General features: G+C 62.8%; 13 protein-coding genes. 9 read left to right on the forward strand and 4 right to left on the reverse strand.

The window, feature by feature from the left end; all coding sequences use genetic code 11:
• Both VIM95_RS14895 and VIM95_RS14900 read left to right on the forward strand, forming a co-directional pair.
• On the forward strand, positions 1-638 hold a 638-nt coding region (locus VIM95_RS14895; RefSeq protein ID WP_331987123.1), incomplete at its 5' end, for a hypothetical protein.
• Positions 639-646: 8 nt separating this feature from the next.
• Complete coding sequence (locus tag VIM95_RS14900; RefSeq protein ID WP_331987125.1) at positions 647-1,174, forward strand: GNAT family N-acetyltransferase; 528 nt, start codon at positions 647-649, stop codon at positions 1,172-1,174.
• Here the strand turns inward: VIM95_RS14900 and VIM95_RS14905 are convergent.
• Complete coding sequence (locus tag VIM95_RS14905; protein WP_331987127.1) at positions 1,171-1,782, reverse strand: LysE family translocator; 612 nt, start codon at positions 1,780-1,782, stop codon at positions 1,171-1,173. The two genes, VIM95_RS14900 and VIM95_RS14905, sit on opposite strands and share 4 nt — an antisense overlap.
• A gap of 306 nt (positions 1,783-2,088) precedes the next feature.
• Between VIM95_RS14905 and VIM95_RS14910 the strand changes: the two genes are divergently transcribed.
• Positions 2,089-2,568 (forward strand): Lrp/AsnC family transcriptional regulator, encoded by a 480-nt coding sequence (locus VIM95_RS14910; RefSeq protein ID WP_331987129.1) that lies wholly within the window; start codon positions 2,089-2,091, stop codon positions 2,566-2,568.
• Between the two features lie 87 nt (positions 2,569-2,655).
• The gene (locus VIM95_RS14915) at positions 2,656-4,476 is read left to right on the forward strand and encodes a M61 family metallopeptidase (RefSeq protein ID WP_331987131.1); all 1,821 of its coding nucleotides are present in this window, start codon (positions 2,656-2,658) and stop codon (positions 4,474-4,476) included.
• Between the two features lie 185 nt (positions 4,477-4,661).
• Here VIM95_RS14915 and VIM95_RS14920 read toward each other — a convergent pair whose 3' ends face one another.
• Complete coding sequence (locus VIM95_RS14920) at positions 4,662-5,918, reverse strand: D-amino acid dehydrogenase (RefSeq protein ID WP_331987133.1); 1,257 nt, start codon at positions 5,916-5,918, stop codon at positions 4,662-4,664.
• A gap of 134 nt (positions 5,919-6,052) precedes the next feature.
• Between VIM95_RS14920 and VIM95_RS14925 the strand changes: the two genes are divergently transcribed.
• The 3 genes from VIM95_RS14925 to VIM95_RS14935 all read left to right on the forward strand — a co-directional run bounded on the left by VIM95_RS14925 (position 6,053) and on the right by VIM95_RS14935 (position 10,291).
• Complete coding sequence (locus VIM95_RS14925; protein WP_331987135.1) at positions 6,053-7,903, forward strand: ATP-binding protein; 1,851 nt, start codon at positions 6,053-6,055, stop codon at positions 7,901-7,903.
• A 387-nt stretch (positions 7,904-8,290) separates the two neighbouring features.
• On the forward strand, positions 8,291-9,373 hold the full coding sequence (locus tag VIM95_RS14930; protein ID WP_331987137.1) for a hypothetical protein: 1,083 nt from the start codon (positions 8,291-8,293) through the stop codon (positions 9,371-9,373).
• A gap of 63 nt (positions 9,374-9,436) precedes the next feature.
• A complete protein-coding gene (locus VIM95_RS14935; RefSeq protein WP_331987139.1) occupies positions 9,437-10,291 on the forward strand; it encodes a DMT family transporter in 855 nt (284 codons plus the stop codon).
• Here the strand turns inward: VIM95_RS14935 and hpnC are convergent, their stop codons facing one another.
• A complete protein-coding gene (hpnC, locus tag VIM95_RS14940; protein WP_331987141.1) occupies positions 10,292-11,131 on the reverse strand; it encodes a squalene synthase HpnC in 840 nt (279 codons plus the stop codon).
• 174 nt (positions 11,132-11,305) lie between these two features.
• Between hpnC and VIM95_RS14945 the strand changes: the two genes are divergently transcribed.
• Complete coding sequence (locus VIM95_RS14945) at positions 11,306-11,812, forward strand: thioredoxin family protein (protein WP_331987143.1); 507 nt, start codon at positions 11,306-11,308, stop codon at positions 11,810-11,812.
• 30 nt (positions 11,813-11,842) lie between these two features.
• Positions 11,843-12,178, forward strand: a complete 336-nt coding sequence (locus VIM95_RS14950; protein WP_331987147.1) for a hypothetical protein — start codon at positions 11,843-11,845, stop codon at positions 12,176-12,178.
• Here the strand turns inward: VIM95_RS14950 and VIM95_RS14955 are convergent.
• Complete coding sequence (locus VIM95_RS14955) at positions 12,175-14,160, reverse strand: tetratricopeptide repeat protein (RefSeq protein WP_331987150.1); 1,986 nt, start codon at positions 14,158-14,160, stop codon at positions 12,175-12,177. The two genes, VIM95_RS14950 and VIM95_RS14955, sit on opposite strands and share 4 nt — an antisense overlap.
• Positions 14,161-14,174: the final 14 nt, after the last annotated feature.

The following is a 14,174-nucleotide window of genomic DNA, read 5'->3' on the forward strand; positions in this document are numbered from 1 at the left end:
GCGGCGCGCTGTGTGAGATCAATCGAGACCTGGTGCAGCAGATCAGCCGGCAGGGCATCAAGGCCCTCGGTCTTTCCGGCCAGGATGGTCAGAGTCTGCGCTATGAGACGCATACCGCCGGAACGCCAGCAGTCACGCTGATGCCGCAGCTGCCAGACCTCTTGCTGCAACAGGGCATACTGCCGGTGCTGATGCCGGTGGTACCGGATGACAAGGGCGAGGACAAGTTGTTGTCAGCCGAATGGCTCGGCGCCAACCTTGCGCCGCAGCTGGAAGCCGCCACCCTGGTGCTGCTGCTGGACCCCGCGACCTTGCTGACATTGTCGCATCAGGATGGCCTCACCAGCCGACAGACCTGGGAAGCCTGGTTACAGCAACAACCCGCCGGTCCTCTGGCCGGAACGCTGCGGGCCGTGCTGGATGCACTGGCGCACGGCGTGCGCACCGTGCACCTGCTCGACGCAGAAGCTCCCGGCGCCTTGCTGGCGGCACTCATGACCGAGGAGGGCAGTGGTCTGTTGCTGTGCCAGGAGGATCAAGGTCAGTGGCTGGCCAACAGCCAGCGCTACTTCCAGGACAGCGACTGCGACCTGCGCCCAGGCTTTCGGGTCGAGCGTAAGCGCGTGGTGCGCTTCTAGGAGTGCGCATGCCGAATCGATCATGGTCCACGCCGGTACATCTGCGCCCCTGGCAACCCGATGATTCACCAGCGGCACTGACCGGCGTGCTGCACCGCGCGTTTGCCCCACTGGCAGCCATGGGACTTCCCTGCGCCAGTGCGCATCAGGATGTCGCCGCCACCGCCAAACGCCTGCAGCGCGGGCAGGCCTTCGTGGCGACGGCGAACCAGCAGGTGGTCGGTACGCTGACGGTCTATGCACCTATTGTTGATAGCGAGGCCTTGCACTACCGTCAGGCGGGCGTGGCCAGCGTGCATCAGTTCGCGGTCGAGCCGGCCTGGCAAGGGCAGGGCGTGGGTGATGCGCTCTTGCGTATAGCCGAGCGCTGGGCCCGCAGCCAGGGCTGCCACACCTTGGCACTCGATACCCCACAGCCGGCGCGGCACCTCTTGGCCTTCTACCTGCGCAAGGGTTTCGAGTTGGTCGAATCCTTGCACTTCAGTGGTCGCAGCTATCACAGCGTGGTGTTGAGCAAACCACTCATCACGGTCTAGCGCAGTATGGCCAGCGTGCCGCCCATCAGCACCAGCACGCTGGCCATCAGGCGGTTGTAGAGCTGCCAGCGAGAACGACGTGCCAAGAGGCCACGCAGCGGTGCCGAGCACAGGGCAGTCAAGGCCACGCCTAGCGAGAACAGCAGCAGGAAGCTTGCCGCCAATGCCAGGTACTGCATGGCTTCGGACCAAGCCGCCCCAGCACGCAGAAACTGCGGGAAAAGCGCCGGAAAGAACAGCAGGGTCTTGGGGTTCAGTCCGGAGATGGCAAAACCTCGCCAGAAGCGCCGCTGCGGGCCGGGTAAAGGCTGGGAGGAATCCGGCTTCGGCATCTGCCATTGTCGCCAGCCCAGGCAGGCAAGATAGCCAGCCCCCAGCCAGCGCAACACATCCAGCGCCACCGGGCTGATCATCAGGACGGAGCTGAGGCATAGCGCCGTGAGCACGAGCTGCAGCAACACCGCCAGACTGGCGCCCCAGACGCAGGGCAGGGCGCTGCGCCAGCCGCCAGCCAGCGCCTGGTTCATGGCCAGCACATTGACCGGCCCGGGCGTAAAGATCAGGACCAGGGTCGTAACGAGAAAAGACAGGTAAAGCGCGGGTGACATGGTGACTCGGGATAGGCGGGCGGGTGGATCGGCGCTGCCATGTCCGGCAGGTCAGGCCCTGACACCCGTCGTGCCGGTCCCATCACCTGCGCAGGCCGTCGGTACGGCCGGCTCGTCCGTCCCCGGCCGGATCGCGGCCTGGGGCTGTCTGCCCAACCTCGTGGAAAGGGAGCATCGCCCGGACATGAAAGCGTGGAGAAAATATACCCAGGGCTCGGCGGAATTGGCTTTGCATTAACCTTGCCGGATGGACCTTGCTGGGAATACCCTTCCAAGAAGTAGAATTTATTAGGAAGAATATTCCGCATGACGACAAATACGCGAAACCATACCCTGGACAACCACGACCGCAAGATCCTCCGCGCACTGCAAGGCAATGCCCGGCTCAGCAACGCGGACCTCGCGGAATCGGTCGGCCTCTCGGCCACCGCCTGCTGGAACCGTACCCGCCAACTTGAGGCCGAGGGTTATATCCGCGGCTACGCGGCGCTGCTGGACCAGAAGAAGATGGGTCTCGCCGATACCGTGTTGCTCGAAGTCACCCTGGATAGTCATGAGGAGGACACCTTGGCCCGCTTTGGTGAGGAACTCGCGGCCCTGCCCGAGGTGCTGGAGGCCTATCTGGTCTCGGGCGAATACGACTATCTGGTCAAGGTCGCGGTCGATGGCACTGCTGGCTACGAGCGCTTCCTGCGTGAAAAGCTGTACCGCATCTCCGGCATACGCCACAGCCGCTCGATGTTTGCACTGCGCTGCATGAAAAGCGTGCCCTCGGTCCAGGTCTGAGCCGGGAGCGACCGGCGGGGTGCATTTTGCTTTGGCTGACATGGGCGTAAACTGCGCGGCTTTCCTGCTCCACAAAGACCGGCCGCCATGAAGCCTGCTATCCGCTACCAGATCGTACCCGCTGCGCCAGAAGCGCATCTGTTCGAAGTCACCCTGGTCGTTGACCACCCCGCCGCCGAAGGCCAGGTGCTAAGCCTGCCGGTATGGATACCCGGCTCCTACCTGATCCGCGAGTTCGCCAAGAACATCGTTGCCATCAGCGCTGCCGACGAGCAGGGCGCCGTGGCGATCGAGAAGCAGGACAAGCGCAGCTGGCGCGTCGGCAAGGTCAAGGGCGCGCTGACCGTTCGCTACACCGTCTATGGCTTTGATCTCTCTGTACGTACTGCCTACCTGGACCAGACCCGCGCCTTCTTCAACGGCACGAGCCTCTGCCTGGGCGTTGAGGGACAGCTCGATGCGCCGGTGGGCGTGGAACTGGTTGCACCCAACGGCAAGGAGTACCGCGATTGGCGGGTGGCTACCAGCCTCAAACCGCTCAAGGCCAAGCCCTATGCCTTTGGTACCTACCAGGCCGCCAATTACGACGAACTGATCGATCATCCGGTCGAGCTGGGTGACTTCACCCTGATCCAGTTCAAGGCCTGCGGCGTACCGCACGATTTCGTCCTCTCCGGCCGGCTGCCCAAACTCGACTCCAAGCGTCTGGCTCGTGACGTGAAGGCCATCTGCGAATACCAGATCAAGCTTTTTGGCGAGCCGGCGCCGTTCGACCGCTATGTGTTCATGACCTTTGTCAGCGGCGACGGCTACGGTGGCCTTGAACACCGCGCCTCTACCGCCCTGATGGCCAGCCGCGACAGCCTGCCGCAACCGGGCGAGACCGGCATGAAGAGCGGTTACCGCCAGTATCTGGGGCTGATCAGCCATGAGTATTTCCATACCTGGAACGTCAAGCGCATCAAGCCTGCCGCCTACGCACCTTACCCCTCCGACGGAGAGGCCTATTCGCGCCTCCTTTGGGCTTTCGAAGGTCTGACCAGCTACTACGACGACCTGACCCTGGTCCGGACCGGCCTGATCGAGGTGGACAGCTATCTGGAGCTGCTCTCGCACACCATCACCGGCGTGCTGCGTACGCCCGGTCGCCTGGTGCAGAATCTGGCCGACTCGAGCTTCGACACCTGGATCAAGTACTACCGCCCGGACGAGAACGCACCCAACAGCATGGTCAGCTACTACACCAAGGGCGCCTTGGCCGGCCTGTGCCTGGACCTGCATATCCGCAAGGAGACCGCTGGCAAGCAGAGCCTGGACGATGTGATGCTTGCCCTGTGGCAACGCTACGGCCGTGAGTTCTACGAAGGCAAGCCGATAGGCGTGCCGGAAGCCGGCTGGGAAGCAGTGGCGGAGGAAGTGACCGGCCTCAAGCTGGGCCCGGTCTTCGACCACTTCCTACGCAGCACCGAGGACCTGCCGCTGGAAGCCGCACTGGCCGAAGTCGGCGTGCAATGGCAGGCCCGCGCCCAGGTTGGCGCCGCCGACAAGGGCGGCTGGCTGGAGAAGAGCAAGCCGGCCGGCGTTTGGCTGGGTGCGCGTACCGGCACCGATCAGGGCCTGGTCAAGCTCAGCCAGGTGCTGAGCCAGGGCCCGGCCATGCAGGCTGGCCTCTCTGCCAACGACGTGCTGGTAGCCGTGGACGGCCTCAAGGCGACCCAGGCCAACCTCGATGCCACCCTGGCCAGCGCCAAGCCGGGCGACAAGGTCGAAGTGCTGGCCTTCCGCCGTGACGAACTGATGAAGTTCAAGCTGCGCCTGGAGGCGGCTCCGGCCAATACCGTGGGCCTGAAGGCCGGCGATGGTGACAAGACCAAGCTGGCCCGCCGCAAAGCCTGGCTGGGCCACTAAACGCCCCCTAACAAAAACCTTCTGGCGTTGTTGTGCAAGCTTGCCGTACGACTTGTACTGTCTAACTTGCACGCCTAGCCAGAGCCGCTGCGCGGGGTTTTGTTAGCGAGTCTCAACGGAAAAACAGGACGGGGCGCCTAGGCGCCCCGTTTCATTTCCCTGTTGCAGTACGTACGATCATTCGCTCAGGTGCCCACAAAACCAAACTCCAGCTCCGGCTTGCGGCCGGCAATGATCTCGGCGATCGCCCGGCCCGAACCCGGCCCCTCGGTCCAGCCCAAGGTACCGTGGCCGGTGTTGAAGTAGAGGTTGCTGAGTCGGGAACGGCCAATGATAGGCACATTGGACGGCGTGGAGGGTCTGAGGCCAGTCCAGTACTGCACCGAATTGGGGTCGGCCGAATTGGGGAAGAGCGAGAAATAACGCCGGATCAGCGCCTCGCAGCGCACTTCGTTGAGTTCGGTGTTGTAACCATCAAGTTCGGCGGTACCGGCTATGCGGATACGGTTGCCAAGCCGGGTATAGACCATCTTCATGGCGTCGTCGGTGATACTGACAGTAGGCGCCCCCTCAAAGCCCTCGGTCAGCATGGTGGCCGAGTAGCCCTTGGTGGGGTAGACCGGCAGGTAGACGCCAAGCGGCGCCAGCAATTGCGGGCTGTAGCTGCCCAGGCAGATCAGGTAGGCGTCACCCTGTATGGTAGTGGGTCTGCCATCGCTGCTGCAGGCTCGCACACCGGTGATCTTGCCGCCCTCGGCTTCCAAGGCACGGATGCAGGTGTTGTAGCGGAACTCCACCCCGCGCTCTGCCGCCAGGGTAGCGAGCTGCTGGGTAAAAAGGCGGGCATCGCCCGATTCGTCATCCTCGGCCCAGATCGCCCCGGTCAAACGGCTGCCCAAGACCGCCAGGGCCGGCTCCAATTCAACCGCACGTTCACGCGGAATCGCCTCTCGCACGCAGTTGTAGCGGCGCATCAGTGCCGAGGCTTCGGTGGCGGCATCAAAACTCTGCTGGTCGAAGAAAATCTGCAGAATGCCGCGGCTCAGGTGATCGTACTGGATGCCGGTACTCTCGCGTAGCGCCTTGAGTGTGCTGCGGCTGTAGAGCCCCAGGTTCACCAACTGAACGATGTTCTGTTCGCTGCGGCCAGGCAGGCATTCGCGCAGGAAGCGCATGCCCCAGGCCCATTGCTTGGCATCAAAGCGGGGGCGGAAGAGCAGGGGGGAATCGTCATGCCACAACCACTTCAGCACCTTCATGGGTGCATCGGGGTTGGCCCAGGGCTCTGATTGCGAGACAGAAATCTGCCCGCCATTGGCGAAACTGGTTTCCAGTGCGGCTTCGGGCTGACGGTCGATGACCGTCACGTCGAACCCCGCTTCGCGTAGAAACCACGCCGAACTCACACCGGTAATCCCGGCCCCCAGGATGACGACTTTCAACACGATCTCCTCAAACACCACCACGGCATGGCACACCAGAAGGCAAGCGGTGTTTGCATCACCCCTCTGGCGAGCCTAATAATACCTGTGTAGTTCACACAATAATTATCTATCAAAAGCCAGGGAGTCATTCAATGAGCCTCACGCTGCGTCGCGCGCTTGTACTCGCGATTCTGGCAGGCCTGCTGGTACCCGGACTGTTCATCAGCTATCTGACCCTGCAAAGACAGGAGGACTCGCTGATAAAACGCCTTGCGGAGGATCATAGCCGCATCACCGAGATCCTGGTGCTTGGCATGCAGGAGCCTTTGTGGAACCTCTCGCCCGACACGGGCGAGCCGCTGCTGGCCTCGGTCATGAGCGACGAACGTATCGTCCGGGTGATCGTGCAGGACGCCACGCTGGGCACCTTCCTGGAAAAGAACAGCCCGGAGCGCCGCCAGGGCAAGCTCAAGACGCTCTCGCAGAGCGTGACCAAACAGGGCAACGTGATCGGCAAGGTCACGGTGGAAATGGATGACGGCACTGCGCTGGCTTCCATCCACCAGTATCAGCGCTATTACTTCGTCACCGCCGCCATCCAGTTGGCCGCGAGCCTGGGGCTGATCCTTTACCTCTTGCAGATCCGTGTACTCAATCCGCTGCAGCGGCTGATGACCGAGTCCATCCGGCTGGCCCGTCGCGATCTTTCCACGCCGTTCGAATGGCGCCGGCATGACGAGATCGGCAAGCTGGGCCAGAGCCTGGAGATCACCCGTCAATCCTTGCACAGCCTGTTTGCCGAGCTGGAGAGCAAGAACAAGGAGTTGGAAGCCGATATCCAGCAGCGCAAGCAGATCGAGCACGCCCTGCGCGCCAGCGAGGACCGCTACCGCCGTCTGGTGGAATCGACCAATGTAGTGCCATGGGAAGCCAACCCAGCCGAGTGGCGCTTCACCTATGTTGGCCCGCAAGCCGAAACGTTGCTCGGCTACCCGCTGCATATCTGGTACAGCGAAGGCTTTCTGACCAGCTATCTGCACCAGGATGACCGCCACCTTGCCTACAAGCTCTTTACCGAAACGCAGGACAAGGAAAACACCATCGAATTCGAGTGCCGCATGCTGGGCACCAATGGCAAGACCGTCTGGGTCATGCTGGTAGCCACCATCCTGCCGGATGAAGCGGGCGAGCGGCATCTGCAGGGCTATCTGATCGATATCTCCGCCCGCAAGTCGACCGAGATCGAACTCAACCACTACCGCAACCATCTGGAAGAACTGGTCGAACAACGCACCAAGGCGCTAGCTGCCGCCAACAAGGAGCTGGAAGCCTTCTCCTATTCGGTATCGCACGACCTGCGCGCGCCGCTGCGCAGTGTGGACGGTTTCTCGCAGGTGCTGCTGGAGGACTATGCCGACAAGCTCGACGACGCTGGCCGGCAGTACCTGGGGCGGATACGGCGCGCCACACAGAACATGTCCAACCTGATTGACGACCTGCTCAACCTCTCCAAGCTCACCCGCAGCGAGGTCAATACCCAGCCCGTCAACCTCTCCGAACTCGCCACCGAGGTGGTACAGGAGCTACGGCAGAACGAGCCTGAGCGGGAGGTGTCCATCAGCATCATGCCCAACCTGATCACCGACGCCGACCCCAAGCTGGTGCGAGTCGCCCTGCAGAACTTGCTGGCCAATGCCTGGAAGTTCACGGCGCGCAGTCCGCAGGCAGAGATCAAGTTCGGCGCCACCCATATCGACGGGCAGAACGCCTTCTATGTGTCGGACAACGGTGCCGGCTTTGACATGGCCTACGCCGACAAGCTGTTCGGCGCCTTCCAGCGGCTGCACAGCCCGCAGGAGTTCGAAGGCAACGGTGTGGGCCTGGCCATCGTCCAGCGCATCATCCATCGCCATAATGGCCGGGTATGGGCCAAGGGGGCGCCAGGGCAAGGGGCCACCTTCTACTTCACCCTGCCGCGCCAGCTCGACCGCGCTGCCGCCTGAAGCAGGCAACAACCGCCTGCGGCACGCTAAAATGGTTGCGGGCGACCCGTAGGTCGCCCGCTTTTTTGTCGGCTTTCCCACGGTTGTCGCAAAGTTGCTTGGACTTTGTCGATCTGTGGGCCAACCTTATTGCTGGCCATCGTCTTCGCGCTGGCCGGGAGGGATTCCTCCTCCCCCCGAGATTTCCTCCTCCTCGGGCGGATGAATGGAATTTAAATGCCTTGTTGCCTGCCGTCATCACCCAAATGGAGGATAGGCAGCAAATAGTTTTCATATATCTTGTCTATCAGTTGGGCCTTGTACAGAATGCGATCCAGAACAGAACAAGCCTGTCCGCCGGGAGTGTGGGCCTGAATGGCAGAGAATAAATTGCCTCAATATGATTTGTTGGTCACATCCATTCATGCGGTGGTGCTCGAACCCGGCAAATGGGATGCACTGTTGCGACGTATAGGGGACGCCATCGGGGCCAGCTCCGGGACTTACCAACTGCGCGACAAAGTCAGCGGCAAGCCGCTGCAATGGCACAGCTACGGCCATGACGACAGCGTGATCGCAAGTTACGCCCGGCAATTTCTCAAACTCGACCCCTGGACCGCGGTGGTGGATCGCACACCGGTCGGCAAGTGGGTGGCCGAGCACCAGTTCTTCGACGATGCCTTCGTGGCTCGCAATGAATTTTTCCAGCAGTTCATGTTACCCAATGGCCTTCGCCGCATTATCGGCACCCGCGCCTTCGACGACGGTCGCCACGAGGCCTTGATCAGCTTTCAGCGTGGTACCAGTGACCATGCATTCAACCATTCCGAAGCCGAGTTGCTGACGCGCCTTTCGCCGCATCTTGAGCTCGCCTGCCGGCTCTCGACCGAATTCTCCCGCCTGCGCATGCAGGCAGCCGTCGCACGGCAGGCGCTGGACCGGCTGGCTGCGCCGCTGTGGGTAGTGGATGGGGAAGGGGGCGTGCTGTTCTCCAACCAGGCAGCCGAGACCGATGGCCTGCCAGGACTTTATCTGCGCCATGGTTGTCTGGTTGCCGAGGACCCCAATGTCCATATGCGCCTCCTGGCCCTGCTGCAGCAGGCCAGCTCTCGCCAGGCCCAGCGCGGTGCGTTGGCGGTGGATAGACCGGAAGGCGGCCGCTACACCGTGCTGATCGCCCCCATGCCGGCCGATTCGCCGCTGGTGGCCGATTCCCGCCGTCCGCTGGTGCTGTTGATGGCACACGACCCCAATGCCAGCGAGGCGCAGCCGTTGGAGGTGCTGGCTGCCCTCTACGGCCTCTCGCCTGCAGAGTGCCGCCTGGCAGCACTGCTATTGGAAGGCGACACCCCAGCCGAGGCGGCAGAGCGGCTGCAGGTGCAGGTGTCTACGGTGCGCACCCAGCTAAAATCCATGTTCTGGAAGACCGGCACCCACCGCCAGGGCGAACTGCTCAAGCTCCTGGCCGGGGCCTTGCTGCTCAAGCCCTGAGCTTTACCTTCAATCCGCCGCGTGGCCGGGCTGCCACGCGGGCTGTCATAGCGCCCGTTTCCGATGTTCCGCTCCCTCAAGCAATCCGGCCCCTTCTGGATGGTGGTCGCCTCTATCCTGTTCGCCTGCATGGGCGTCTTCGTCAAGCTGGGCGCGCACTACTTCAGTACCGCCGAGTTGGTGTTCTATCGCTGCCTGGTGGGCTTTCTGGTGGTAGGTGCCGTGGTACTGCTGCGCGGCGGCTCGCTGCGTACCCCGGTGCTCGGCAAGCAAATCACCCGGGCTGTTGCCGGCACCGCCTCGCTGATGATGTATTTCTATGGCATCGCCCATCTGCCGCTGGCAACTGCCGTCACGCTCAACTACACCTCGCCCTTGTTCCTGGCGCTCTTTACCACGCTGTGGCTACATGAACGGCCATCCAGGCGCTTGCTGGGTGGCGTCCTGCTGGGCTTTGTCGGTGTGGTGTTGCTGCTGCAGCCTACGCTGGACCGCGACCAATGGCTGGCGGGGGTCGTGGGCCTGGCTTCCGGCTTTGGTGCCGGCATCGCCTATCTGAACGTGCGCATGTTGGGCGAGGCCGGTGAGCCAGACTGGCGCACCGTGTTCTACTTTTCTTTGTTTGCCACCCTCGCCAGTGCCTGCTGGATGGCCTTCGATCGCTTCAATCCGGTGACTCTCGAAAACGTCTGGATCATTGTCGGCATGGGCGGCTGTGCCACCGCGGCGCAGCTCGCCATGACCCGCGCCTATCGAACCGGCCGTACCCTGGTGGTAGCCAGCCTGGCTTACACCACGGTGCTGTGTTCCAGCGTCTTTGGCATGCTGCTCTGGGGCGATGTGCCGCCGGCCGGCGCCTGGCTGGCCATGATATTGATCGTACTGAGCGGCGTGATCAGCACTCGCCAGGGGCGTTGATCAGGACCGGATCGCCCTGGGAAACAGGGCGCGCAGCAGCAGCATGGGCCAGTGGGCGGCACGGAGCTTGGGACGCTGGCGGTGCATATCGTAGCCGCTGGCATCCAGCTGCTTGAGGATGGCATCCCCACCCAGCACCGTCAGGCGAATCTCCAGCCCCAAACGGCCTTTGAGATAGGTCCCCAGGGGTGACCCGGCGCGTAGCATGCGGCGGGTACGGTCCACCTGGAAAGCCATCAGCGCACGCCAGCGCTCATCCACCCGGCCTTCGGCAATCTGCGCTTCGCTCACGCCGAAGCGCGCCAGCTCATCCTGCGGCAGGTAGACACGGCCTTTTTGCCAATCGATGGCCACGTCCTGCCAGAAATTGATCAGTTGCAAGGCCGCGCAGATGCCATCGGACCAAGCCAATTGCCGCGTACCGGCATGGCCGGCGATATGCAGCACAATGCGCCCGACCGGGTTGGCCGAACGGCGGCAGTAGTGCATCAGCTCGCCAAAGTCGGCAAAACGGGTTTTCACCACATCCTGAGCAAAGGCATCGAGCAGATCGTAAAAGAGCTGCAGCGGCACCTGAAAGGGCTGCACCACTTCGTCGCGCAGGTCGCGGAACAAGGCCGTCTCAGGTGCAGCCCCCGCAGCCAGCCGGCCCAGCTCGGCTCGATAGCCTTCAAGCAAAGCCAACCGCGCTTCATTGCTCAAGTCGCCTTCATCGGCAAAGTCGTCCGCACTGCGGGCAAAGCGGTAGACGATGGCAATGGGCCGGCGCATGACCTTGGGCAACAGAAGTGAAGCAACCGGGAAGTTCTCGTAGTGATCGACGGAGTAGGTCTGTGACATGGGGGCGCATTATACGTATACAGTCCGTTCAAGACGGTAGCGCTTGCCGTCGCAGGCAAGTTCTTGCATATTGCTTCTTATATCAATGACGTCGAATATTTCCGCACCATAAGATCGCTGGAATATATAAATCGCCCTTGGTCCAGCCGAACCTTAGCCAGGAAAATGCCCACCATGAAAGCAGCGCTCTTCATCACGTTCCTCCTTGCCAGCCAGCTTGGCCACGCCAGCGAGCCCGCCGTCAATACCCCTGCGCCTGCCGCTGCCGCCGAGCAACCGTATGACGAAGCCGCCGATGCCAAACAGGCGGTCAAGCAGGCCCTGATCACCGGTCGCAAGGCAAACAAGCCGGTGCTGTTGGTCTTTGGCGCAAACTGGTGCAAGGACTGCCGCGCGCTGGACAAGGCACTCAAGTCCGACAAGAACGCCAAGCTGATCGCCAAGTCCTTTGAGGTGGTGAAGATCGATGTGGGTCGCTTTGACCGTAATCTCGACCTAGACACGGTCTATGGCAATCCAATCAAGAAGGGCATCCCGGCCGCCGTCGTGTTGGCACCTGACCAGCGCGTACTCTATGCCACCAAGGCCGGTGAGCTGGCCGACGCCCGCTCCATGAGCGAGGAGGGCATCTATGACTTCTTCCGCGACGTGGTGGTGCGCGCCGAGAAGCAGGGCAGCTAATTTCCGCCAGTTGCCTGAGGACCGCCGAGTATGAGGTGTCGCGCTGCCGGTGGCCTTCCCGATCCTGCAGTACCAGCCGGGCCGACCCTATGCGCCTTGTGCGGCCGGCCGCTGCCTGAGGGCACGACGGTGGACGAGCACCATCTGGTGCCACGTAGCCATGGTGGGCGCGAGACGATACGGCTGCACAAGATATGCCACCAGACCATCCACGCCAATCTGAGCGAGCGTGAGTTGGCCGACTACTACCACACCATAGCCCGCTTGCTGACTCACCCAGGCATTGCCCGCTTTGTTGCCTGGGTGCGCAAGCGTCCGGCAGGCTTTTACGACCGCACCCGCTTTACCCAACAGCGTCGAGGCTAGTCAGCCAATGTAGGCAAATCGAAGCCGGCGGGCTGCTCGCCACGCAGGTGGTGCTGCCACATGGCCAGATAGGCCGCCTCCAACTGCGTTACCTTCGTATCGGTATCAAACAGGGCACTATGCAGCCGCTCAGCCAGCAGCCGCTGCTTCAGTGCAGCCAGATGAGCTCGGTCATGCCCCAGTCGGATCGCCAAATCCTTATAGGCGCTCAGGCTGTCCACGACCAGCTCGGGCAGCCGCGCCGCCCGCAGACAACTGGCCGCCACGCGCGCCGCATAGCCGCGGCCCAGGCAAGTGAGCATGGGCACGCCCATCCAGAGGGCATCGCTGGCGGTGGTGTGCGAATTGCAGGGTAGGGTATCGAGTGCCAGGTCAGCCAAACCCAAGCGCGCCAGATGTGCTGCCTGCGGCAGGGCTGGCGCAAAGATCAGCCGCCCGGGCGAGACGCCGGCCTGCGCGGCAAGGTCCTGCAGCCTGGCCATACCCACAGGTGAGCCAGCCAGCAGCCACAGCACACTACCCGGCACCGCCTGCAATATCTCCAACCAGACCTGGAACAGTGCCGGCGTCAGTTTGTAGTGCTGGTTGAAGCAGCAATACACCATGCCTGCTTCCGGCAGAGCCGCCTCGACCCGATCCGGAAGAGGGGCGACCAGGCGTTCGTTGTCGTTGATCTGGTAGCAGTCCGGCAGGCGCACGATGGCCTCGCGGTAGTACTGCTCCTGGCCTGGCGGTACGACGGTCGCGTCGGCGATCAGGTAGTCGCACCAACTGGCGCCCAGCGTGCCTGGAAAGCCCAGGTAGTGCACTTGCAGCGGCGCCAGCCGCTCCGCCAGCAAATGGGTACGGCTGTTGCGGGTCCAGCCCTTGATATCGACCAGGATATCGATGTCCGCTGCGCGGATATATCGTGCCAGGGTGGCATCATCCAACGCGCCCACAGCCTCGAAATGCTCCACCCCGGCCATGATGTCGCTGCGCACCACCGATTCATCCACCTTGCCATAGTCGTAGGCAATGACCTCAAAACGCTCACGGTCATGGCGCTTGAAGAGCCCTCTGGTCAGCCAACTCGTGGCATGGGCAAAGAAGTCGCCGCCCAGGTAAGCCACCCTGAGCCGGGCTCGGTCTGCCTCTCTGCGTGCCAAAGCAGGCAAGGTTGGCGCATAGGCAGCAGCCCAGCGCTCTGCAACCTGCCGCTGCCGGGCGGGATCATCCGCAAGGCCAAGCTGGATAAACGGGGAGTAGCGGGTCCAATGCTCGGCGGTCAACAGCCGATCCAGCGCTTCGCTACGTTCCGCCAACCCTTGCCAATCCAGCAGCAGCATGCGCAGGTGCAGGGCGCCGGCCTGGGCTTCCGTGTCGCCGGGCAGGCATTGCGTGGCCCGCTCATAAGCCGTGAGCGCATCAGGCAACTTACCGCTGGCCTGCAACAGATTGGCGTAGTTCTTCCAGGCCACGCCATAGTCCGGCAGCAGGGCAATGGCACGGCGGTAGTGGCCGAGTGCGCGATCAACCTGCCCAGCCTGCTGGAATAGGATGGCATAGTTGTTATGGCTGTGCGCCAAGGTATCGTCCAGAGCCAGCGCCCGCTGGTAGGCCGCTGCAGCCTCTGCCGGCCGGCCAAGCTCCTGCTGGGCAACCCCGAGTGCCTGCCATGCAGTCGCGAGTGTGGGTTCTGCCTCTACCGCGCGACGGAAGGCCACAGTAGCCGCCGGCAGTTGCGCCACGGCACGCCATAGCCCGCCGCAGCGCAAATGGAAAGTGCCGTCCTCGGCGCCGCCCAAACGTTCCGCTTCGGTCAACAGGGCGGGGAGTTGGCCCGTCTGGCCAGCCCGCACGGCAACCTCGGCCCTGAGCAACCAGGCCGGCGCGTAGGCGGGGTACTTCTCCAACACCATCAGCGCAAAGTTGTCCGCCGCTGGCAGGTCTGCGGCAGCCAGGCGCTGCTGGGCAAGGGCAAGGAGTTCGGATGGAGACACGACAAACGGGCTGA

Origin of the sequence: Chitinimonas sp. (genome assembly GCF_036568685.1) — a bacterium.
Lineage (GTDB): Bacteria > Pseudomonadota > Gammaproteobacteria > Burkholderiales > Chitinimonadaceae > Chitinimonas.